This window comes from Dyella sp. OK004, assembly GCF_900114495.1.
GTDB lineage: Bacteria > Pseudomonadota > Gammaproteobacteria > Xanthomonadales > Rhodanobacteraceae > Dyella_D.
The window spans coordinates 221845-243311 of record NZ_FOZI01000002.1 but is presented as its reverse complement, the minus strand read 5'-3'; the positions used below and the strand labels follow the sequence as shown (position 1 = coordinate 243311).

Annotated in this window: 23 protein-coding genes; 14 read left to right on the top strand and 9 right to left on the bottom strand. The window is 62.8% G+C overall.

From position 1 onward, the window contains the following. Nucleotides 1–37 precede the first annotated feature (37 nt). A complete protein-coding gene (locus tag BM338_RS07755) occupies nt 38–442 on the bottom strand; it encodes a hypothetical protein (RefSeq protein WP_255367232.1) in 405 nt (134 codons plus the stop codon). A 215-nt stretch (nt 443–657) separates the two neighbouring features. Here BM338_RS07755 and BM338_RS07750 point away from each other — a divergent pair, with 215 nt between their 5' ends. Then, a complete protein-coding gene (locus tag BM338_RS07750) occupies nt 658–1860 on the top strand; it encodes a winged helix-turn-helix domain-containing protein (RefSeq protein WP_255367287.1) in 1203 nt (400 codons plus the stop codon). Nucleotides 1861–1864: 4 nt separating this feature from the next. Here the strand turns inward: BM338_RS07750 and BM338_RS07745 are convergent, their stop codons facing one another. Further along, nucleotides 1865–2338, bottom strand: a complete 474-nt coding sequence (locus BM338_RS07745; RefSeq protein ID WP_090450317.1) for a hypothetical protein — start codon at nt 2336–2338, stop codon at nt 1865–1867. A 400-nt stretch (nt 2339–2738) separates the two neighbouring features. Between BM338_RS07745 and BM338_RS07740 the strand changes: the two genes are divergently transcribed. The 6 genes from BM338_RS07740 (at nt 2739) to BM338_RS07715 (ending at nt 6849) form a co-directional block, all read left to right on the top strand. Then, a complete protein-coding gene (locus BM338_RS07740; RefSeq protein WP_090450316.1) occupies nt 2739–2948 on the top strand; it encodes a cold-shock protein in 210 nt (69 codons plus the stop codon). A 269-nt stretch (nt 2949–3217) separates the two neighbouring features. Continuing rightward, nucleotides 3218–3427, top strand: coding sequence for a cold-shock protein (locus tag BM338_RS07735; RefSeq protein ID WP_090450315.1), 210 nt, complete (start codon nt 3218–3220; stop codon nt 3425–3427). A 120-nt stretch (nt 3428–3547) separates the two neighbouring features. Further along, nucleotides 3548–4459: an alpha/beta hydrolase family protein gene (locus tag BM338_RS07730; protein WP_090450314.1), complete on the top strand. Its 912-nt coding sequence runs from the start codon at nt 3548–3550 to the stop codon at nt 4457–4459. A gap of 53 nt (nt 4460–4512) precedes the next feature. Beyond that, the gene (locus BM338_RS07725) at nt 4513–5571 is read left to right on the top strand and encodes an NADH:flavin oxidoreductase/NADH oxidase (RefSeq protein ID WP_090451208.1); all 1059 of its coding nucleotides are present in this window, start codon (nt 4513–4515) and stop codon (nt 5569–5571) included. A gap of 28 nt (nt 5572–5599) precedes the next feature. Then, complete coding sequence (locus tag BM338_RS07720; protein ID WP_090450313.1) at nt 5600–6475, top strand: pirin family protein; 876 nt, start codon at nt 5600–5602, stop codon at nt 6473–6475. 71 nt (nt 6476–6546) lie between these two features. Further along, entirely contained in the window at nt 6547–6849 is a 303-nt protein-coding gene (locus tag BM338_RS07715) for an Mpo1-like protein (protein ID WP_090450312.1), read from the top strand. Nucleotides 6850–7048: 199 nt separating this feature from the next. On the opposite strand, the gene BM338_RS07710 is transcribed toward BM338_RS07715, so the two are convergent. Then, nucleotides 7049–7438, bottom strand: a complete 390-nt coding sequence (locus BM338_RS07710; RefSeq protein ID WP_090450311.1) for a cytochrome c — start codon at nt 7436–7438, stop codon at nt 7049–7051. A gap of 166 nt (nt 7439–7604) precedes the next feature. Here BM338_RS07710 and BM338_RS07705 point away from each other — a divergent pair, with 166 nt between their 5' ends. Then, a complete protein-coding gene (locus BM338_RS07705) occupies nt 7605–8396 on the top strand; it encodes a tRNA threonylcarbamoyladenosine dehydratase (protein WP_090450310.1) in 792 nt (263 codons plus the stop codon). 91 nt (nt 8397–8487) lie between these two features. Here the strand turns inward: BM338_RS07705 and phbB are convergent, their stop codons facing one another. Both phbB and gluQRS read right to left on the bottom strand, forming a co-directional pair. Next, the gene (gene phbB, locus BM338_RS07700; protein ID WP_090450309.1) at nt 8488–9228 is read right to left on the bottom strand and encodes an acetoacetyl-CoA reductase; all 741 of its coding nucleotides are present in this window, start codon (nt 9226–9228) and stop codon (nt 8488–8490) included. 154 nt (nt 9229–9382) lie between these two features. Then, a complete protein-coding gene (gene gluQRS / locus BM338_RS07695) occupies nt 9383–10249 on the bottom strand; it encodes a tRNA glutamyl-Q(34) synthetase GluQRS (RefSeq protein WP_090450308.1) in 867 nt (288 codons plus the stop codon). A 117-nt stretch (nt 10250–10366) separates the two neighbouring features. Here gluQRS and htpX point away from each other — a divergent pair, with 117 nt between their 5' ends. Both htpX and htpG read left to right on the top strand, forming a co-directional pair. After that, nucleotides 10367–11263: a protease HtpX gene (htpX, locus tag BM338_RS07690; protein WP_090450307.1), complete on the top strand. Its 897-nt coding sequence runs from the start codon at nt 10367–10369 to the stop codon at nt 11261–11263. 112 nt (nt 11264–11375) lie between these two features. Next, nucleotides 11376–13244: a molecular chaperone HtpG gene (gene htpG / locus BM338_RS07685; protein ID WP_090450306.1), complete on the top strand. Its 1869-nt coding sequence runs from the start codon at nt 11376–11378 to the stop codon at nt 13242–13244. A gap of 75 nt (nt 13245–13319) precedes the next feature. Here htpG and BM338_RS07680 read toward each other — a convergent pair whose 3' ends face one another. Then, nucleotides 13320–14576, bottom strand: coding sequence for a flavin-containing monooxygenase (locus BM338_RS07680; protein WP_255367231.1), 1257 nt, complete (start codon nt 14574–14576; stop codon nt 13320–13322). A gap of 25 nt (nt 14577–14601) precedes the next feature. Between BM338_RS07680 and BM338_RS07675 the strand changes: the two genes are divergently transcribed. Both BM338_RS07675 and BM338_RS07670 read left to right on the top strand, forming a co-directional pair. After that, entirely contained in the window at nt 14602–15477 is an 876-nt protein-coding gene (locus BM338_RS07675; protein ID WP_177229269.1) for a CPBP family intramembrane glutamic endopeptidase, read from the top strand. A 56-nt stretch (nt 15478–15533) separates the two neighbouring features. Next, a complete protein-coding gene (locus BM338_RS07670; RefSeq protein ID WP_090450304.1) occupies nt 15534–16445 on the top strand; it encodes an AEC family transporter in 912 nt (303 codons plus the stop codon). 60 nt (nt 16446–16505) lie between these two features. On the opposite strand, the gene BM338_RS07665 is transcribed toward BM338_RS07670, so the two are convergent. Beyond that, nucleotides 16506–17432, bottom strand: a complete 927-nt coding sequence (locus BM338_RS07665; RefSeq protein WP_090450303.1) for a 2OG-Fe(II) oxygenase — start codon at nt 17430–17432, stop codon at nt 16506–16508. A gap of 160 nt (nt 17433–17592) precedes the next feature. Continuing rightward, nucleotides 17593–17856 carry a hypothetical protein gene (locus BM338_RS07660; RefSeq protein ID WP_090450302.1) on the bottom strand — a complete coding sequence of 88 codons (264 nt, stop codon included), beginning with the start codon at nt 17854–17856 and terminating at the stop codon, nt 17593–17595. A 44-nt stretch (nt 17857–17900) separates the two neighbouring features. Between BM338_RS07660 and BM338_RS07655 the strand changes: the two genes are divergently transcribed. Next, entirely contained in the window at nt 17901–18299 is a 399-nt protein-coding gene (locus BM338_RS07655) for an RNA-binding S4 domain-containing protein (protein ID WP_090451206.1), read from the top strand. A 101-nt stretch (nt 18300–18400) separates the two neighbouring features. After that, entirely contained in the window at nt 18401–18949 is a 549-nt protein-coding gene (locus BM338_RS07650) for a response regulator (RefSeq protein ID WP_090450301.1), read from the top strand. Between the two features lie 251 nt (nt 18950–19200). Here the strand turns inward: BM338_RS07650 and katG are convergent, their stop codons facing one another. Beyond that, nucleotides 19201–21411, bottom strand: a complete 2211-nt coding sequence (gene katG / locus BM338_RS07645; RefSeq protein WP_090450300.1) for a catalase/peroxidase HPI — start codon at nt 21409–21411, stop codon at nt 19201–19203. Between the last annotated feature and the right edge of the window lie 56 nt (nt 21412–21467).

The following is a 21467-nucleotide window of genomic DNA, read 5'->3' as shown; positions in this document are numbered from 1 at the left end:
GCGGCGAACCGCGGCCGGCGTCAAAGGTGCCGCAAGCTTAGCGCTGCTTCAACCAGCGGGCATAGGCGGCCTTGCTCAGATGCTTGCTGCCACCAGACGCATGCAGGAAGTCATTGGCCAGTGGCGGGTAAGCCGATGCTTCGTCTTCCGTGATGTAACCCTTGCCGCCCGACAGCTGCGCGAAGTCCGGTGGCGGGCCGGCATCCTTCACCGGCGGGACACTGGAGTTGATGGTGACCTGGGCCTGCTGCGGGCTGGCGCTGGCCTGGCCAGTCGGTGCTGGCGCGGTCATCGGAGCCTGCTGTGTCGGCGGAGGCGGCGTGTTCTGCGTGGGCGGCGGCGGTGGAGGCGGTGACATCGGCTGGTTCTGCGCCAGCAGCGTACCGGCGAACAACAGCGAGCCGGAGACGAGAAGGGTCAACAGTGGTTTGCGGGATTTCATCATCGATACTCCATGCCAGAATGACTGGCTCGAGGACGGAAGGCGTGGGAATCGAAAGCGGCTAGAGCCGCGGTACATCCCGCGCTGTGGACACGCTAACAAAGGCTGGGTAAATGCCTGCACAACATTTGCGCCCTGATGACGTGAAGACTTTGTCATCGTTGTCTCTCGCTTCATCTCCAACGATCAGTCTTAGCCTGTCGCAGGCACAGCGTATGCAACTGGCGGCGCAAGGTTTGCTGCGTGCGCCGCGCAAGCGCGCGAAGCGTGCCGATGTAGTGGATGCGATCGCGCGCATGCGGCTGTTGCAGATCGATACCATTCATGTCGTGGCGCGTAGTCCTTATCTGGTACTGCATTCGCGCCTGGGAGATTACGAGCCGGTGTGGCTGGATGAGGCACTGGCGCAAGGACGGCTGGCGGAATGCTGGGCGCATGAAGCCTGCTTTGTCACCGCCACCGACTATGCCTGGCATCGCGCATGGCGCGGACAGCGTGAAGGACATTGGGCACACCGCCATGCGGCGCGCATGCATCGCGAACAGCGTGAAGGCATGGATGGATTGCTGAAGCGCATTCGCGACTCCGGTCCGGCGCGCGCCGCCGATTTCGCGAGTGAGGGTCGTGGCACCAGTGGCTGGTGGTCGTGGAAGCCGGAGAAGCGCTGGCTGGAAGCGTGGTTCGCGCTGGGCGATTTGATGGTGGCGCGACGCGAGCGCTTCCAGCGCGTGTATGACCTGGCGGAGAACGTCATCGCCCGGCTCGATCCGCCGCTGGACGAAGCAGCGGTGGTGCTGGATCACGTCGCACTACGTCGCCACTTCATTCTCGACAGTGTGCGTGCGCTGGGTATCACGCAAGCGCGCTGGATCGCCGACTACTACCGGCTGAAACCTATGGTGACCGAGCAGGAGCTGGCGCCGCTGGTCGCCTCAGGCGAGTTGCTCAAGGTGTCGGTGCATGGCTGGAAGGTACCGGCCTATGTACATGCCGATCATGCGGACCTGTTGCAGCAGGCTACCCAGGGCCGGCTTCGCGCGACGCATACCACGTTGCTGTCCCCGTTCGACCCGCTGGTATGGGATCGCGCACGTGTGCAGGCGATGTTCGGCTTCGAATACACCATTGAGTGCTACGTGCCGGCACCCAAGCGGCGCTATGGTTATTACGTCCTGCCGATTCTGCATTGCGGCAGCCTGGTGGGGCGTCTCGATGCCAAGGCGCATCGGATAGAAGGTGTGTTCGAAGTGAAGTCACTGCACCTGGAAGTCGGCGTGGAGCCGTCGCCGTCGCTGCTGGCATCCCTGGCCGAGGCCATCGCCGCTACCGCGCAGTGGCACGGCACCCCGAAGGTCCGCCTGGGCCGATGCCAGCCTTCCGGCATTGCATCGGCCCTGCGGGCGCTATGGCGGGGTTAGCGGCTCAGGGTTGCGCGCTGCTGGTTGCTGTCGCGGGGCCGGCCGCGCAGGCCTTGCCATGTAGGGCCTGGTGCAGCTGACTGGCCAGCGAGGTGCAGCGGCGTTCAAGTTGCGGACGGATTGTCGGGTCCAGCGAGTCCTTTAGCAGACTATTGCGCATGGCCTCGTAGCGACCCTCGATCTGGTCGGGGGCGTAAATGCCTGCGGCCTGGTGACAGGCCATGTAGGAGGCAAGGTAGTCGTCGCAGGCCTGGACGCCGGTGTTGTCAGGCAGGGCCTGTGTGGCGGCCTTGGCCGGGCGTGGCTTGCTGACGGCGGTGCCGCTGCTGCGGGTAGTGGTGCCCTGGGTGGTGGTGGTCGAGGAACTGCCGCTCGTGGCCGAGGTGGTGGTCGGGCGCGTCGTCTTGTCGGCGCAGCCGGCCAGGACAAGCCCACCGGACAGGATGATCAAAGCAAGGCGTGAAGGCAGGCTGGACATGGTGGATCTCCTCGACTGGCGGGCCCGGGACGGGCATGTCCGCATGGATTGGGGCAGCCTTGTCGGGCTGCGTGAAAGCAGGCGCAATAGACAATGCGACGCGTAAAGAAAAGCTGAATCGAGTGCCGGTAAAGGGAAATAAAGGATGTCGGGGCTGCTTTTTTTGAACGCCGCCGGTAAACCCATTCAGCAGGGGAAAACCCCAGAATCGCCTTTCCACAGGGATGCGGGTATCATTCCCGCACTGTGTTTGCCGGGGTCACCAGAGTTTTGTGACCCGATGCCGCTGATCAGCGATCTGCTACATCGCCTCACCCCTAGGGTTTCCTTGCACACCAGTAAGCCGGCTATCCCGGTTGGGCTGGCCGAGTCTCATTAAAAACCTTATGGAGTGATTTACATGTCTGATCGTCAGATCGGTACCGTCAAGTGGTTCAACGACGCCAAGGGCTTCGGCTTCATCAGCCGTGACAACGGCCCCGACGTCTTCGTGCATTTTCGTGCTATCCAGGGCAATGGCTTCAAGAGCCTCCAGGAAGGCCAGAAGGTGAGCTTCAAGGTTGTGCAGGGCCAGAAGGGTCTGCAGGCTGACGAGGTTCAGGCGGCCTGATTTAATCCGCCGATGTACGTAAAAAAGCCAGGCAGCAATGCCTGGCTTTTTTTATGCAAGGCGGCGGCCGCATTAACTGTGACCATTAGCTACTTGCATTTAAGAAAATCCGCTATGCTCATTCCACTGTGTTTGTCAGGTCACGTGCGTGCCCCGGTGTCCGGCTCCAAGAGTCCCGCATCGCCTCACCCGATTCCCTGCATGCCCAGTAAGTCGTCGGCCAAAGGGGAGGCTGATTTGTCTCAGTATCGAGTCAATCGGAGTGAGTCATGTCGGATCGTGAAACAGGCACTGTCAAATGGTTCAACGACGCCAAAGGTTTTGGCTTCATTAGCAGGGAGAGTGGCCCGGATGTGTTCGTGCATTTCCGTGCCATCCAGGGTAGTGGCTTCAAGAGTTTGAAAGAGGGGCAGAAGGTCACCTTCAAGGTGGTCAACGGCCAAAAAGGCCTGCAGGCCGATGAAGTCGTGCCAGCCTGAATTCAGAACATAGTTTGGCAAAAAGGGTCGGCGCAAGCCGGCCCTTTTTCTTGTGGTGTGTAGCTGGCTTGAATCAACTTCGCTAGCCTGTGGGTTATCTCATTTGCTTGGAAATGTCCGGTGCAGGAATCACAGGCGTCCGTCTTCGGCCCACGGGTTTCCGCGATACTTCCGGTGATTGCCGCGGATGGCGCGAAAGCCGATTTGCTGCTGGTAACACCTTTGCATGCGCCAGCAGGGCTGCTTTATTGGCTACCGGCAATGGGCATTGCCGCGAAACACTACCTGCCCTTGGCTGAGGCGCTGGCTGCACGTGGTATCGCTGTGACACTGCATGAATGGCGCGGTATTGGCTCGAGCGATCAACGGGCGGGGCGGAATAACGACTGGGCGTATCGCGAACTGCTGCAGGCCGATTTGCCGGCGGGCATCGCCGCCGCTCGCGAGCGTTTTGTGGGGCTGCCGTGCTGGCTTGGCGGCCACAGTCTGGGCGGTCAGCTCGCGTCGCTTTATGCCAGCCTATATCCGCATGAACATGCCGGTATCGCGTTGGTAGCGAGTGGTTCGCCATATTGGCGGCGTTTTCGTCAGGCTTATCTGATTGGGCTTTCCTATGTACTCGCGCCGTGGCTGGCCCGTCTCATGGGTTATTTGCCGGGGCGACGGATCGGTTTCGGCGGCAACGAGGCACGCAGCGTGATTGCTGATTGGGCGCGCAGCGGCCGTACCGGTCGCTATGCGGCAGCTGGTGTGTCAGTGGATTTCGAGGCGCGCCTCTCCGAACTTGATCTGCCGCTGCTGGCTTTGCGTCTGCGCGACGACTGGTTGGGACCCGAAGCCTCGCTGGCCTGGCTGCTAGGGAAGATGCCTCGTGTCCATGCCGAGCGTGAGGTACTGACACCACAGGATCTGGATGGCACGCCAGCCGACCACTTTGCCTGGATGAAATCGTCGGAAGCGGTCGCCGCGCGCATCGCTCGCTGGATGGCGGCCACGACGAAGACGAACGCACGGAGTGCTGCCACCTCTTGAAGCCGGGCCTGCGTGCCGGCATCTGCAATATAGTTTTCTTCAAGGCAGCCCTGATGAATCTCTATACCCCGCTGACCCAGCGCAACCTCACCTTGCGCAATCGCTTGGCGGTCGCGCCGATGTGCCAGTACTCCGCCGTCGATGGTCTGCCGGACGATTGGCATCTCGTCCATCTCGGTAGCCGCGCAGTCGGTGGCGCAGCCGTAGTGATCGCTGAGGCTACGGCGATCTCTGCCCAAGGCCGCATTTCGCCTGCGGATGTGGGCTTGTGGAACGATGCTCAGCGCGATGCGTGGCGACCGATCACGCGCTTCATTGCAGCTCAGGGCGCCATCCCGGGCGTGCAGTTGGCGCATGCAGGGCGCAAGGCGAGCGTGCATCGGCCGTGGGAAGGCGGCGGTCCCTTGAATGCGGAGCAGGACGCCTGGACCACGGTGGCGCCGTCGGCGATTCCCTTTGATCAGGGGTGGCACACGCCGCAGGCCTTGGATGCCGAAGGTTTGCGCACAGTGGTGGCAGACTTCCGCACAGCCGCTGAGCGCGCGCTCGCGGCCGGTTTTCAGCTGGTGGAACTGCATGCGGCCCATGGCTATTTACTGCACCAATTTCTCTCGTCGCTCAGCAACCATCGTGACGATGCTTACGGCGGCAGCTTCGAAAATCGCACCCGCCTGTTGCGCGAAGTGATCGCTGCAGTACGCAAGGTATGGCCGGTCGAGTTGCCGTTGTGGGTGCGCATCTCCGCTACCGACTGGCATGAGGGTGGCTGGGATATCGAGCAGAGCGTGCGCTTGGCCCGAGAGTTGAAGGCATTGGATGTGGACTTGATCGATGTATCCAGCGGCGGCTTGGTGCCGCACGTGAAAATCCCGCTGGGGCCTGGCTATCAAGTGCCTTTCGCGGCGCGCATCCGCCGCGAAGCAGGCATCGCCACCGGTGCTGTGGGCCTGATCACCGAGGCCGGCCACGCGGCCGACATCATCAACGACGAAGATGCGGATGTGGTGCTGATCGCCCGCGAGAGTCTGCGCGACCCGTATTTCCCGCGCCGCGCGGCGCAGGAGCTGGGTGCGAAGATCGAAGCGCCGGCGCAATATCAGCGAGCCTGGTAAACCACGCCCGACAAACCAAGGAATCTTCATGGAACAGACCCCGACCCTGATCGAAGGACGCCTGCATGACCTCGGCGATGGCTTCACCGTGCGCCGCCTGCTGCCGGTGTTGCTGGCGCGGCACGTGGGGCCGTTCGTGTTCTTCGATTTGATGGGGCCTGTGGATTTTGCGCCGGGACGCGGCATGGATGTGCGGCCGCATCCGCATATCGGTCTGGCCACGGTGACCTGGCTGTTCGATGGCGCCATTCGCCATCGCGATACCGTGGGCAGCGAGGCGGATATCCGTCCGGGCGAAGTGAATTGGATGACGGCGGGGCGGGGCATTGCGCATTCGGAGCGCACGCCACCCGATGAGCGTCGCGACGGCCAGCGCATGCATGGTGTGCAGGTGTGGGTGGCATTGCCGCAGAAAGACGAAGAGGTCGATCCGGAGTTCCATCATCACGCCGCCGATACTTTGCCGCGTATCCGCCGGCCGGGCGCCGAACTGGTGCTGATCGCCGGTACGGGCTACGGCGAGCGCTCGCCGGTAAAGGTATTTGCGTCGATGTTTTTCGTGGAAGCAACCCTGGACACAGGAGCGGAGCTGGCCTGGCCAGAGAAACACATCGAGCGCGGACTCTGTGTGATCGAAGGTGAGGTGAGCTGGGATGGTCTGACCGTTCCAGCTGCGCAAGCCGCAGCACAGACCGGCGCCACCGCGGCACCGATCAAAGCCACCAAGGCCAGTCGCGTGATGCTGTTTGGCGGCGCACCGCTGGATGGCGAGCGGCATCTGTGGTGGAACTTCGTGTCGAGCCGCAAGGAGCGCATCGAACAGGCCAAGCTCGAATGGCAGGAGCAGCGCTATGGCAAAGTGGCGGGCGACGAGGTGGAATTCATTCCGTTACCCACGCGCTGATGCTGCGGGTGCGCATGCAATGGCATGGGCGGCGGATTACGCTCGCCGCCATGGCATTACGGGGATAACGCATGTCCGGGTTCGCTAGTTTTCGTGATTTCTATCCGTACTACCTGACCGAACACAGCGATCGCAATTGCCGGCGCATGCACTTCGTTGGCAGCACGCTGGTAGTGCTCGTAGTACTGCTGGCCATCGTTACGGGGCGCCTGGCCTGGTTGTGGCTGACGCCGGTGGCCGGTTATGGCTTTGCCTGGTTGGGGCACTTCGTGTTCGAGAAAAACCGGCCAGCCACATTCAGCCATCCGCTCTACAGCCTGCTGGGCGATTGGGTGATGTACTGGCAGATCCTGCGCGGCAAAGTGCGGATCTGAAGGCTTCTGGCGTAGTGCGTAGGAGCGCATCCTGTGCGTGTAGCTGGGCCAGCTCTCCCGAATGAAAAAGTGCGGCTCTTAGGGGCCGTTTCATTCGGGCCAGCCATGGCCCTCACCCTTCGGGCGGCTTCGCCGTGCAAACCGGCAGTCCCGACGGTTTGTCGCCCACAGGGCGGGCTTCTACATCAGAGCGGCGCGCTCAGCGGTATTTCTGATGACAGGACTGGCAGGTTTCGCCCACCGGCTTGAGGGCAGCGGTCAGCGCGGCGCAATCCGCCGGTGCGGCCTGTACGGCGGCCTGGATCTGGCTGTGCAGATGCTGCGCTTCGTCGGTAAAGCCCTGCTCCACGCCGGGAAAGGCCGCGGCGATATCCGTGGAGATGGCCAGCAGTCGGCCCAGCTGTTCCTGGTTTTGCGTGGCCTCGCAACGCTGGGCCTTCACGGCATTGCGCAGGTCGCCCACGTGATGTGCCATCACCACCATCACCGCGTGCGGGAACGGGTTGCGCTGCTTGATCGCATTCATGCTGAAGACCGTGCCGATGATGCCGATGGCGAGTCCGAGAACGATCAATAGCGCTGCACGCATGCGTGAAACTCCAAGCCGGTGTGGAAAGGCGGGGAGGGTAACACGTGCTCTGCGGGCGCTCATTCTGCGGCGCGGATAGAATGGCGCGTCCTGCAAACCCCTGGAGTACGTTCGTGATGTCCGGCCTTCGATTTCATTCCGCCAGCTGCCGCGCTGTGGTGAACGCATGAGTGCGATCGCGTTTCCGGCGGAGCGCTTTCAGGGCGTCGAGCGCTTGTATGGCGTCGGCAGTGTTGACCGGCTGCAGCAGGGGCATGTCTGCGTGATCGGCATCGGCGGCGTCGGCTCGTGGGCGGCCGAGGCGTTGGCGCGCAGTGGTGTAGGCAAGCTCACGCTGATCGATGCGGATGAGGTCTGCGTTTCCAACACCAATCGCCAGTTGCACGCATTGGATGGTGAGTACGGCAAGACCAAGGTCGGGGTGATCGCGGCACGTGCGAAGGCGATCAATCCGGCGATCCAGGTCGACGCGATCGAACGCTTCCTGACGCCCGCCACCCTGGATGAGTTGCTCGATCGGGGCTACGACGTTGTGCTCGACGCCTGCGACGCCTTTCGCGTGAAACTCGAAGCTATCGCCTGGTGCCGCCGCCGCAAGCTGCCGATAGTGACAGTGGGCTCGGCGGGCGGGCGCACCGATCCCACGCAGATTCGTGTGCGCGATCTGTCGCGCACGGAACACGACGCGATGTTCAGTCTGGTCCGGAAAAAGCTTCGCCAGGATTTCGGCTTCCCGCGCAATCCCGATCGTTATTTCGGCGTATCCGCCGTGTATTCGCTACAGAACGTGCAATACCCGCAGCCCGACGGCACCGTGTGCGGTACGCGTCCGCCAGGCGGCGATGCGCTCAATCTGGCTTGCGGTGGTGGCCTGGGTGCAGCCACGCATGTCACGGGGGCATTCGCTTTCGCGGCGGTGGGGAAAGTGATGGAAAAGCTGCTGGAGCCCCGGAAGTAGAGTCGGCGTTGCCGCCGACTCTTGTCATTACCAGCCGCTGTACTTACCAGCCTCGGCGCTTACCAATCCCTGCACTTACCAACCCCTGCACTTACCAGCCCATGTAGTGACCGCCATTGATGGCAAGGTTGGTTCCGGTGATCCAGGCTGCTTCCTCGCCCGTGAGGAAGGCCACCGCGTGTGCGATCTCCTCCGGCTTGCCGAGGCGGCCGACCGGGATCTGCGCCACGATTTTTTCGCGCACTTCTTCCGGCACAGCCATCACCATATCGGTGCCGACATAGCCGGGCGATACGGTGTTTACGGTGATGCCGAACTTGGCGTTTTCCTGCGCCAGCGAAATGGTGAAGCCATGCATGCCGGCCTTGGCGGCGGCGTAATTGGCCTGACCGTACTGACCCTTCTGGCCGTTGATCGAGCTGATCTGCACGATACGGCCCCATTTGTGCGAACGCATGCTCTCAATCACCTGGCGGGTGACGTTGAAGCAGGCGTTGAGGTTGGTGTTCACCACGTCCATCCACTGCTGGTAGGTCATCTTGTGGAAGGTGGTGTCGCGGGTGATGCCGGCGTTGTTGATCAGAATCTCGACCGGGCCCAGCTTGGCCTCGATCTCGCGCATCATGTTTTCGCACGACGCCGGATCGGAGACGTCGCCCTGCGCCAGGAATACCTCGATGCCTTCCTGCGCCATCGCCTGGCGCCACGCTTCGGCCTTGGCGGCATCCCGATAATTAGTGGCGACGCGGTGCCCTTGCCGGGCCAGATATCGAACGATGGCAGTGCCGATACCACCCGTGCCACCCGTGACCAATGCCGTGCGCTGCGTCATGCCTTGCCTCCAGAAGTCCACTGATAACGATGACCCGGTCGTGCTACCGGGCCGCACGCCATGTATATCGTTTCAACATGGCAAATCGTCTACGGGAGGCACGCTGCCGGTCGCGCGGTGCGACGGGTCGTGGCAGCCGTTTCTTTATAGCGGTTTATGCGGCCGAACGTTCGCTGCAGTGCGGCAAAAACGTGGGGTCGAAGCGTGCGAGTGCGTAGGCCAACAGCGCTTCGGCGTTCATGGCCTCGCCGGCGCAGGGCAAATCGAGAAAAGCCAGCGCGCGGCGCAATGCCGGCAACGGGTCATTCGGATCCACCGGATGGGCGTGTTCTGACTTGGACAATTTGCGGCCGCTGGCATCCAGCGCCAGCGGCAGATGGAGGTAAGCCGGCGTCGGCAGTCCCAGGCACTGCTGCAGCCAAATCTGCCGCGAAGTCGAATCGAGCAGATCGTTGCCGCGTACCACCTGGGTGACGCCCTGCCAAGCGTCGTCCACCACGCAGGCCAGCTGGTAGGCGTAAAAGCCCTCGACCCGCTTGATCACAAAATCGCCAGCGGATTCGCGCAGGTTTTGCCTTTGCGGCCCCTGCAGGGCGTCGTCGAAGCGAACCTCCCGATCTGGTGTGCGCAGGCGCCAGGCCGGCACCCGGTCGGGATCGGACCTGGCAACACAAGGGTCGTCGCGATGCAGGCCGCCCTGGTCCGCCAGATCCTGGCGGCTGCACCAGCAGGGGAAGACCTGATCGGCCGCGCGAAGCTGCTCGAAGGCCGCGTCATAGGCCGCAATGCGCTGTGACTGGTAAAGCACCGGCTCGTCGGCGACCAGGCCAAAGGCGGGCAGGGCAGCCAGGATGCTGTGCGCCGAGCCGGGCACCTCGCGGGGCGGGTCGATATCCTCCATCCGCAGCAACCATTGGCCGCCGGCATGCCGCGCGCAGAGCCAGCTCGCCACGGCGGCGACCAGGGAACCGAAGTGAAGATGGCCGGTCGGAGAGGGGGCGAAGCGTCCGCGATAGTTCATCGGTTTAGTTTACGGTGACGTCGAACCGTTCTTGCTCTTGAAACTGTGCCGTTTCGCCACGATTCTTTATCCGTGGCCGAGGCCGCATCCCTTTTCATGACTGCCCGAGAGACAGCCATGCGTCGCATCGCACTGTTCCTGCTTACCAATATCGCCGTCCTTCTTCTGCTCAGCATCGTATGCCGCATTTTCGGCATCGATCAGTGGGCCGCCGCCCGTGGTTATGGCGGCATGGGAGGTCTGCTCGTCTACGCCGCCGTGTTCGGCATGGGCGGCGCCTTCATCTCGCTGGCCATGTCCAAGTGGATGGCGAAGATGTCCACCGGCGCCCGCGTGATCGAACAGCCGCAGAACGAGACTGAGCGCTGGCTGGTCGACACCGTGCGCCGCCATGCCCAGAACGCGGGCATTGGTATGCCTGAGGTGGCCGTCTACGACGCACCGGAAATGAACGCGTTCGCCACTGGCATGACCAAGAACAGCTCGCTGGTGGCGGTGAGCACCGGCCTGTTGCAGCAGATGGACCGCGAGCAGGTTTCTGCTGTGCTCGGCCACGAGATCGGTCACGTCGCCAATGGCGACATGGTGACGCTGACCTTGATCCAGGGCGTGCTCAACACGCTGGTGATCGTGGCCGCGCGCATCGTTGGCCGGCTGGTGGACAGCTGGCTCTCTGGCGGCCGCGAGCGCGGTGGTGGCGGTATCGGTTACTTCGTGTCGGTGATGGTGCTACAGCTGGTGTTCGGCCTGTTCGCCTCGATGATCGTGATGGCCTTCTCGCGCTGGCGCGAGTTCCACGCCGACGCAGCGGGCGCCAAGCTGGCCGGCCGCGGTTCGATGATCTCGGCGCTGCAGCGCCTGCAGGCCAACCACGGCGAGAGCACCTTGCCGCAGACCATGGCAGCGTTCGGTATCTCCGGCCATCTGGCCACGGGCTTCAAGCGCCTGTTCATGAGCCACCCGCCGCTGGAAGAGCGCATCGCCGCGCTGCAGAACGCGTCGCCGCACGCCTGATGCATACGGCCGGCTTGATAGCCGGCCGTGTCGAAAACTCTCTGTCATCCCGGTCCGCCGGGATGATGTCTTTTGAACGAAGCAAACTCACGCAAGTCCGGATACGTCACCTATGAACGCACCCGCTGAAACCCGCAAATTCGAAGCCGAAGTCGCCCAGGTGCTGCACCTGGTCACTCACTCGCTGTATTCGCACAAGGAAATCTTCCTGCGCGAACTGATCTCCAACGCCTCCGACGCCTGCGACAAGCTGCGTTTCGAGTCGATCGCCAAGCCCGAACTACTGGCTGGCGACGGTGAACTGCGCATCGACGTGAGCTGGGACCCGGATGCGCGCACCATCACCGTGCGCGACAACGGCGTAGGCATGAGCCGCGACGAAGTGGTCGCCAATATCGGCACTATCGCCAGCTCCGGTACGCGTCGCTTTCTGGAAGCGATGAGCGCCGAGCAGAAGACCGACGCGCGCCTGATCGGCCAGTTCGGCGTGGGCTTCTACTCCGCCTTTGTGGTGGCCGATCGAGTTACTGTGCTCAGCCGCCGCGCCGATCTGCCGGCCAGCGAGGGCGTGAAGTGGGAAAGCGATGGCAAGGGCGAGTACTCGCTGGAGCAGGTCGATCTGGCCGAGCGTGGCACGGCTGTGATCCTGCACTTGAAGGCCGATGAGGATGAATTCCTCAAGCCGTGGACGCTCAAGTCGCTGATCACGCGCTATTCCGATCACGTGGCTTTCCCGATTCGCCTGCCGCTGGAAAAGGACGGCAAGCCAGGCGACGAGTGGGAGACGGTGAACGCGGCTTCCGCGCTGTGGACCAAGCCCAAGTCCGAGATCAGCGACGAGGATTACCAGAGCTTCTACAAATCCCTCGGTCACGATTTCAACGATGCGCTGGCCTGGACCCACAACCGCGTGGAAGGCAGCCAGAGCTTCACCACGCTGCTGTACATCCCGGCGCAGCCGCCATTCGACCTGATGATGGGCGGGCGCGACGAGCGCAAGGGGCTCAAGCTCTACATCAAGCGCGTTTTCATCATGGACGCCGCGGAAGAATTGCTGCCCAACTACCTGCGTTTTGTGCGCGGCGTGGTCGATGCGGACGATCTGCCACTCAACGTCAGCCGCGAAATCCTGCAGCAGAACCGCCAGTTGGAGCGCATCAAGGCCGCCTGCGTCAAACGCGTGCTGGATCTGATCGAAAAACTGGCGCGCGACGAACCCGAGAAGTTCACCACGTTCTACAAAGCCTTCGGCAACACGTTGAAGGAAGGCATCGCCGAGGACGCTACCAATCGCGAGCGCATCGCCAAGCTGCTGCGTTTCGCCTCGACCAAGGGCGAAGGCAGCGCGCAGAGCGTGTCGTTTGACGACTATATCGGTCGCATGGCGGTAGGCCAGGACACCATTTGGTACATCACTGCCGACAGTCACGCCGCGGCTATTGGCAGTCCGCAACTCGAAGCGTTCAAGGCCAAGGGCATCGAAGTGCTGTTGATGTCCGACCGCATCGACGAGTGGATGCTCGGCAGCCTCAATGAGTACGCCGGCAAGAAGCTGAAGAACGTCGCCAAAGGTGAGTTGGCGCTGGACGAGGCCGACAAGAAACAGCAGGAAGAGGCCAGCAAGGCAGCCGAGCCGCTGCTCAAAAAGCTGAAGGAGCTGCTGGGCGACCGCGTGTCCGACGTGCGTGTCTCCGCGCGCCTCACCGACTCGCCTTCCTGTCTGGCACTGTCCGACTATGAAATGGCGCCGCATCTCGCACGCTTGCTACGCGAAGCCGGCCACGACATGCCGGAGAGCAAGCCGACGCTGGAGATCAATCCGCAGCACACCTTGCTCAAGCGCGTCGAAGCCGAGGCCGATCTGGGCAAGGCCGGCGATCTTGCCAATCTGCTGCTGGAGCAGGCGGAGATCGCGGCTGGCGCGCCATTGCCGGACCCGGCTGCTTTCGTGCAGCGAATGAATCGGGTGTTGTTGGGTTGAACGACCGCCTGGCATCAGCGTGATTCATGCATGCGTTAGGTCGAAGACCTAACGCATGCGCGAAAGCCGGGTCGCTCAGCCAACCAGCGCCCTTGCCAGCCGTGCAATCCGTCTGGCCTCGATGCCGATCTCGCGCAGCTGTCCCGTCGGTGAGGGATGTTGTCCGCAGAAGAACAAGCCCGTGGCACCGCTGGGTTGGCCAGTGACCCGGGGCCGGCCTTGCGCATCGAGTGTGTCAGGCGCGTCTGGTAGCAACGGATGCAGGTCGGGTCGAAAGCCGGTGGCGAGGATCACGGCATCGAAAGGTTCGGCGGCGGGTTCGCCCGCCGGTTGAGGTGAAGTGGCGAACACCACGCCTTCGCGGGTGAAGCGCTCGATGCCGCCGCGCACCTTGATGCTGCCGTCGCGGATACGCGCCACTGTGCCAATGTCGAGCAGGGGAATCTTGCCGTCTTCGGCAATCATCTGGCGCGGGCCCTTGGGAGAGATGGTCAGGCCCAGGTCCCGGGTGGAACCCACGGCGAGGCGAATGGCTGGTGCGTTGAGTGTGTCGGCCAGGCGCGGCGGCAGCCACGCCTGCGCAATGGCCCAGGTCAGTAGCGGAAGGCCGAGCAAATCGCGTGGCAGGATGCGCACGGCTCCTCGCACCGCCATCGTCACATCAACGCCCGCCTCGGCCAAGTCGAGGGCGATCTCTCCGCCGGAGTTGCCGAAGCCCACTACCAATACGCGCTGGCCCGCATAGGGCGTTGCGTTGCGGTAATCGGCGCTGTGGATCACTTCACCGGTGTAGTCATCTTGTCCTGGCCAGGCTGGCGCGTGCGGGAAATCCGCCCAGCCGGTGGCGACCACCACGATGGGCGCCGCCCACGCGCGTGCATCGGTGTCCACGCGCCAGCCGTTGCCAAGGCGGCGAATGGTTCGTGCCGCACAGCCGAATTCCGGCCGCAACTCGAAATGCGCGGCGTAACTTTCCAGATAAGCGACTACTTGCGCGCGCGCGGGATAGCGTGGGTAGTCGCGCGGCATCGGTAAACCGGGCAGCCCCGAGTGGCTGCGGTCCGTATGCAGATGCAGGCGATCGTAGTGTCGCCGCCAGACCGCTCCCACGGTGTCGGCTTTCTCCAGGATGGTTGCGCGCAGGCCTTGTCGGCTCAGCATCGCCGCGCAAGCCAGGCCTGCGGGACCTGCGCCGATCACCACGGCGTCCGTGTCGCTCATGACGTGAACCTCATCCTGTGCGGTGTGGCGGATTATGGCCGTCTTTATCGCGAGAGGCGGCGAGGTGGCATGCGTTTGCACTTGCGCCCCCGGATTTCGCCGGCTATGCATGCGGCTCCGGCATAGGGGAAGCATCATGGTGCGCCAAGGCACTTCGGGGGTGGGGCTGTTTCTGCTGCTGACGTTTGCGCTGAGCAGCGTGTTCTACGCGCTGATCATCGCTACAGGGCATCTGGGCGGCGCGAAAGGCATGTACGTGACCGGCCTGATGTGGTGCCCCGGTGTCGCTGCGCTGCTCACCTGTCGCCTGCGCGGCGAAGGGCCGGCGCGATTGGGATGGCGCTGGGGTGAGTGGCGTTGGCCGTGGCTGGCTTACGTGGTACCGCTCGGTTACGCCGCGGTGGCCTACGTGATCATCTGGAGCACTGGGCTTGGCGGCTTCGGTAACACCGAGTTCGTGTCGTCGATGGGTAAGGCGCTGGGTTGGGCCAGTGTGCCGGTGTGGCTGAACACAGTGGGATATTTTGTGTTGCTGGGCACGGCCGGCATGGTGCGCAGCATGTCTACCGCGCTGGGAGAGGAGATTGGCTGGCGTGGCTTCCTGGCCCCCGCGCTGGTGGCGCGGCTCGGCTTCACCGGTGGCGCACTAGCGACCGGAGCCATCTGGGGTGTGTGGCATTTGCCGATCCTGTTGTTCGCCGACTACAACGCCGGCACGCCGTGGTGGTTCGCCATGTCGTGCTTCATGGTGTTGGTGCTGAGCAGCAGCATGATGATGACCTGGCTTCGCCTGCGCTCGGGCAGTCTGTGGCCAGCGGTAGTCATGCACGCGAGCCACAACCTCTTCATCCAGTCCTTCTTCACGCCGATCACCGAAAGTCGCGGTGCGATCACACCCTATGCCATCGACGAATTTGGTTTCGTGGTGCCGCTGGCGATGGCGGTCGTAGCGGTGATGTTCTGGCTGAAGCGGGATGCCGCAGACAAGGACGGAGCGATGGTGCTGGGCTGAGACATGCCCGCGCCGCAGCTTTTCCCCACATCCATGCTCACCCCACCGACCATCCGATGACTGCTTTATTACTGTTGTTCGTCTGCCTCTTGCTTGGAATGTTGGTGCGGCGCTTCGCATCTCCTCCGGCGGGGACGGTGCATGGCATCAACTGGTGGGTGATCAACATAGCGTTGCCTGCGCTGGTGCTAGAGCAGATTCCCAAGGTCAGGATGGATCCGCAGTTGTGGTTTCCCGTTGCTGCAATGTGGATAACCTTCTTCGGCGCATGGGCACTGTTTGCACTGCTTGGACGCCGTTTGAACTGGTCGCGCGGCCGGATCGGTGCGCTGACCGTAGTCTGCGGCCTGGGCAATACCTCGTTCATGGGGTATCCCATGATGCAGGCCTTGCACGGCAAGGATGGTTTGGCGCTGGCCGTGGTGGCCGATCAGCTCGGCTGTTTTCCGCTGCTGGCCTCAGCCGGCATCGTGGTGGCTTCGCTGTATGCCGGGCGGGAACCGCAACCGCGCGCCATCGTGAAGCGCATTCTGACCTTTCCCGCGTTTGTTGCCCTGGTACTCGGCGGCATCGCTGGACTGCTTGGAGGATGGCCGCGCTTGGCCGAGGACGTACTCGATCCGATCGGTGCCACGCTGACGCCGCTGGCCCTGTTCTCAGTGGGCCTGCAGTTCAAGTTCCATCTCGGCGAACGCCAGGCGATTGCGCTGGGGCTTGGCCTGGGCTGGAAACTCGTATTAGCGCCGCTGCTGTGTCTGGCTCTGGGCATTGCAACCGGTATCGGCGGGCTGGTGTTGACCGTGGGTGTCTTGCAAGCGGCGATGGCGCCGATGATTTCGGCGGCGATCCTGGCCGATGAATACGGCCTGGAACCGCCGCTGGCGAATACCGTGCTAGGTGCCGGGATCGTGCTGTCGTTGTTGACTGTGCCGCTGGGCAACATCCTGCTCGGATCTGGAAGCGGCTGACGAACGCAGATATTCCAGGAGTGCGCGGTGCCATTTGGTGGCGCCGCGCGAAGATGCTCATCAGCGCCGGTACCTGACATAAGCCCGCTTGGCCAGGTACAGCAAGTGGCCGGTAAGGCCGCGATCCTGCGCTTTGCGCAATGCGGTGTTCTCGCCGTACAGCATGCTGATATGGCCGTCCCGTGCCTCCAGCAGCTGCTTGATATTCGCCACATCGTTGCGCGAGAGCGTATGTCCTTCCTGGATATGTTCGGGTAGCTGCCGGTTAACGTAGAACGTGGTGTGGCGTGCTGCGGTTTCCTCCGCAGGGCGGTCCTTGGTGTAGAAGTAGAGTGCAATCGATCGACGCGACAGGTCCTGTTGCTCCGCAGGCAGGCGGATTTGGTCAAACGCGTGCCAGGACTTCTCGGAAGTCTCGAAGATGACGCACCGGTTATAGGAGGGGCCGATCGAACGTGACGGCCGCGGATCCACGTGCGGATCGCGGAACAGTTCAAGGCAGCCGCCCCACTGATCGGCCCACCCGGGATTGAGGTAGATGATCAGGTTCAACCGTCGATGCCAGCGCTCGCTGGGGTGGTAGTTGAAGTCGACGTGCGGGTCGAGCGCCATGCCGTTGCGGTTCTCGTGCGTTCCGCCGCCGAGATACCACGGGTCATAGATCAGTCCATCGATGCCGGTCAGTGCGCCTACGGCCTTCAGAAATTCCGGACTCTTGATGGCATCGTCCAGTTGTTCATAGGCCGGGCCGAGCTGGCGTACCTTGTCCACCGTCGATTTGCCACCCAGCTCGCCGCTATCACCGACGGTATTGCCGCGCTCGAAAGCCGGGAACGTGTCGAGCAGCGCCTGCGCAAATGCCGGCGTCAGGAAATTGTCGATGGCCAGGTGAGGGAAGGGCGTCGCCGAGACAAACTCATTCTGGTAGTCGGATGCCTGCTCCAGAACGGCGGGATTGATGATGGAGACTCCTGAAGAGCGCTGCATGAATCGAGGGCATCCTGCGTGGGTTGGCGGCGAATTGTAGCGGCAGATTTCAATGCCGGTATGGGCTATTCGTCGGTATGGCAGAGGTGGCTCTGCGTCCGCGCCCCGGAGGTAATCGCGGCCCCGGTGTCGGCCCTGCCGGGTCCGGTATGGCTAAGTATTAGGGGGTGATATCCAGCCGTGCCGCACGCGCCTGGATCGCGGTTTTCGCTTCTTTGAGGTCACAGCCTGTCCGCTGTCGATAGAGCTTGATCGCTTCGATCGTCTGCCTTGAGCGTAGGGCGGCGTCTATCTCGCTGTCGCTGATGTCCCGTCGTGGCGCGGCGTGAGTATCGGTGCGCCGGTAAATCATTCGCGCCAGTAGAAATCCGGCCGCAAAGGCGAGTACAGGCCATGCCCATGGATAAGTGGTGAGATCCATCATGAGTGTCTCCTCAACAAGACTTGGTGCTGGTGGATAATACGCGCATGCCATCCCCGCACACCCCCGATGTGAGCGAGGTCCGCGCCGATATCTGGCTGTGGGCCGCACGCTTCTTCAAGACCCGCAGCCTCGCCAAGCAGGCTATCGACGGCGGCAAGATCGACGTGAATGGAGCTGGCTGCAAGCCGGCCAAGGCACTGCGTGTCGGTGACATGCTGAAGATCACGCGTGGGGAGGAGCGTCTGGAAGTCGAGGTGCTCACGCTGTCCGAGCGGCGCGGGCCGGCGAGCGTGGCGCAAACGCTCTATCGCGAGACCGAGGTCAGCCGAGGGGCGCGCGAAGCGGCCCGTGAGCAGCGCCGCCTCATCGGTGCGAACGCACCCGCGCGGCGTCCGGACAAGCAGGATCGAAGGGAATTGCGGCGTTTGAAGGACTCCAGTTGAGCAACGCTTCGCAGTTTGCCGCGACAATCTAGGGGAGCATCAGCACATAAGAAGCGGTAACACGATGTACCGCCTGTGCAAGCGCACCTGGGGAGTACGCCATGACTGGAATGGGTTTCTTGAAACGCCTGCTCGGCGGCTCGAGTGTGCAAGAGCACGCTGCTGTGGCGCACAAGCTGCAAGCACCGGAAGGCACGCGAGTGCTGATGGTCGACGACTCACCCACCTTGCTGGCCGTGCTGGGAAAGATGCTGGACCAGGAAGGCTATGCGCCGATCAAGGCAGCCGACGGGGAAACTGCGCTGGAGTTGGCTCGCGAGGAGCAGCCATCGCTGATCTTCCTGGACATTGTGCTGCCGGGCATCAACGGCTTCGCGGTATTGCGTGCGCTGCGCCACGATCCGGCGACGCGGGATATCCCGATCGTGATGATCAGCGGCAATCAGCAGGCGACGGAACAGTTCTATGTTCAGCGCTTTGGCGCGGACGATTTCATCAAGAAGCCGTTCGGCCGCGCGGAAGTCACCGCCTGCGTCCACAAGCTGGTGCTATCGGGGAGGTTGGCCGCGCGGGATATCGTGCGGCCAGTCGCCATGCCGGTACCGGAGGAGATCGTCGTGCAGGAAGCGATTGCCAGTATCGCTGCCTGAAGGCTCCCGCGAGGTCATCGGGAGCGGTCTCCGCCACGACGCCGGCGGCCTGGTTGGCGGGCCGCCGGCGTTTTCTTGTCTAAAGCTAAAGATCAGCGCTTGATGCCAAGCGCTTTGGCCAGGTCCGCCGCATAGGCCTGGCCGAACTTGAGGGCCATGCCTGCTGGCGGCAAATCGTATGATTCCAGACGGAAGCGCCGCAGCGCGGGAAACGCTGCGGCGCTTTTTTTGTTCCCTTATCGGGAACGGGATCACGCCAGTTCGAAGCGATCCAGGTTCATCACTTTGTTCCAAACCGCCACAAAATCGCGGACGAATTTCGTCTGTGCGTCGGAGCTTCCATACACTTCCGCCAGGGCGCGAAGCTGGGAGTTCGAACCGAAGACGAGGTCGGCGCGTGTGCCGGTCCATTTCAATTCACCGGTTTTGCGGTCGCGTGCCTCGAACACGTCCTGGGCAGCCGAGGTGGCTTTCCATTCCGTGCCCATGTCGAGCAGGTTCACGAAGAAGTCGTTGGTCAGCGTCTCCGGCCGCTGGGTGAAGACGCCGTGCCGAGTGTGGCCGACGTTGGTGTTGAGTACACGCATACCGCCGACCAACACGGTCATCTCGGGTGCGCTCAGCGTGAGCAACTGCGCCTTGTCGACCAGCAATACTTCGGCCGGCACGCTGTACTTGCCCTTGTGGTAGTTGCGGAAGCCATCGGCCACCGGTTCGAGAACGGCAAAGGATTCCGCGTCGGTCTGCACTTGCGACGCATCCATCCGGCCCGGCGCGAAGGGCACCGTCACGTTGACGCCAGCCTTCTTGGCAGCCTGTTCGACGCCTGCGCAACCGCCAAGCACGATCAGGTCGGCGAGCGAGACCTTCTTGCCGTCGGACTGCGCACTGTTGAAGGCTTGCTGGATACCTTCGAGCGCTTTCAGCACCTTCGCCAATGGCTCCGGCTGGTTGGCTTCCCAGTTCTTTTGTGGGGCGAGGCGGATACGGGCTCCGTTCGCGCCGCCGCGCTTGTCGGAGCCGCGGAACGTAGATGCCGACGCCCAGGCGGTTGAAACCAGCTCCGATACGGACAGGCCAGAGGCCAGGATCTTGTCCTTGAGCGCGGCGGCGTCCTGTTCGTTGATCAGCTTGTGATCGACGGCGGGAATCGGGTCCTGCCAGATCAGCTCTTCGGCAGGAACCTCCGGGCCGAGATATCGCGCTCGCGGCCCCATGTCACGGTGAGTCAGCTTGAACCACGCGCGGGCGAAGGCGTTGGCGAGTTGGTCCGGGTGCTCGTGGAAACGCCTGGAGATCTTTTCGTAGGCAGGGTCGAGGCGCAGGGAGAGGTCGGTAGTCAGCATCGACGGAGCGCGATGCTTCGACGGGTCCTGCGGATCCGGAATCGTGCCGGCGCCGGCATCGCCTTTGGGCTTCCATTGATGCGCACCGGCCGGGCTCTTGGTCAGTTCCCACTCATAGCCGAACAGATTGTCGAAGAATCCGTTGCCCCACTTGGTCGGCGTGCTTGTCCAGGTGACTTCCAGGCCGCTGGTGATGGCGTCGCGGCCTTTGCCGGTGCCATAGCTGCTCTTCCAGCCCAGGCCCATTTCTTCGAGACCGGCTGCTTCCGGCTCAGCACCTACGTGGGACGCGGGGCCGGCGCCGTGGGTCTTGCCGAAGGTGTGGCCGCCGGCGATCAGGGCGACGGTTTCCTCGTCATCCATGGCCATGCGCGCGAATGTCTCGCGAATATCCTTGGCCGCCGCGAGTGGGTCAGGCTTGCCCTCCGGACCTTCCGGGTTCACGTAGATCAAGCCCATCTGCACGGCAGCGAGCGGATTGGCGAGATCGCGCTCGCCGGAGTAGCGCTTGTTGCCGCCCAGCCAAGTTGTTTCGGAACCCCAGTAGACGTCTTCTTCCGGCTCCCATACGTCTTCGCGTCCTCCGCCAAAGCCGAAGGTCTTGAATCCCATCGATTCCAGTGCGACGTTGCCAGCCAGAATCATCAGGTCGGCCCAGGAAATATTCCTGCCGTACTTCTGCTTGATCGGCCAGAGTAGCCGGCGCGCCTTATCCAGATTGCCGTTGTCCGGCCAGCTGTTGAGCGGAGCGAATCGCTGCTGCCCGGCACCGGCTCCGCCGCGGCCGTCGCCGGTGCGATAGGTGCCGGCGCTGTGCCAGGCCATACGGATGAACAAGGGGCCGTAGTGGCCGAAGTCCGCCGGCCACCAGTCCTGCGAGTCGGTCATCAATGCGCGCAGATCCTGCTTCACTGCCTCGAGATCGAGGCTCTTGAACGCCTTCGCGTAGTCGAAATCTCTGTCCATGGGATCGGACAGCGAAGAGTGTTGATGAAGAATCTTCAGATTCAGCTGGTTCGGCCACCAGTCACTGTTCGTCGTACCACTGCTGCCGGCGGAGTGATGAAAGGGGCACTTCGATTCGCTGGGAGTCGTTGCGTTGCGATCTTGATTCATGGAGAAATTCCTTTCTGGTCGGAGTGGCTGGCGTCTGCTGGCTGACGGCTCAAATC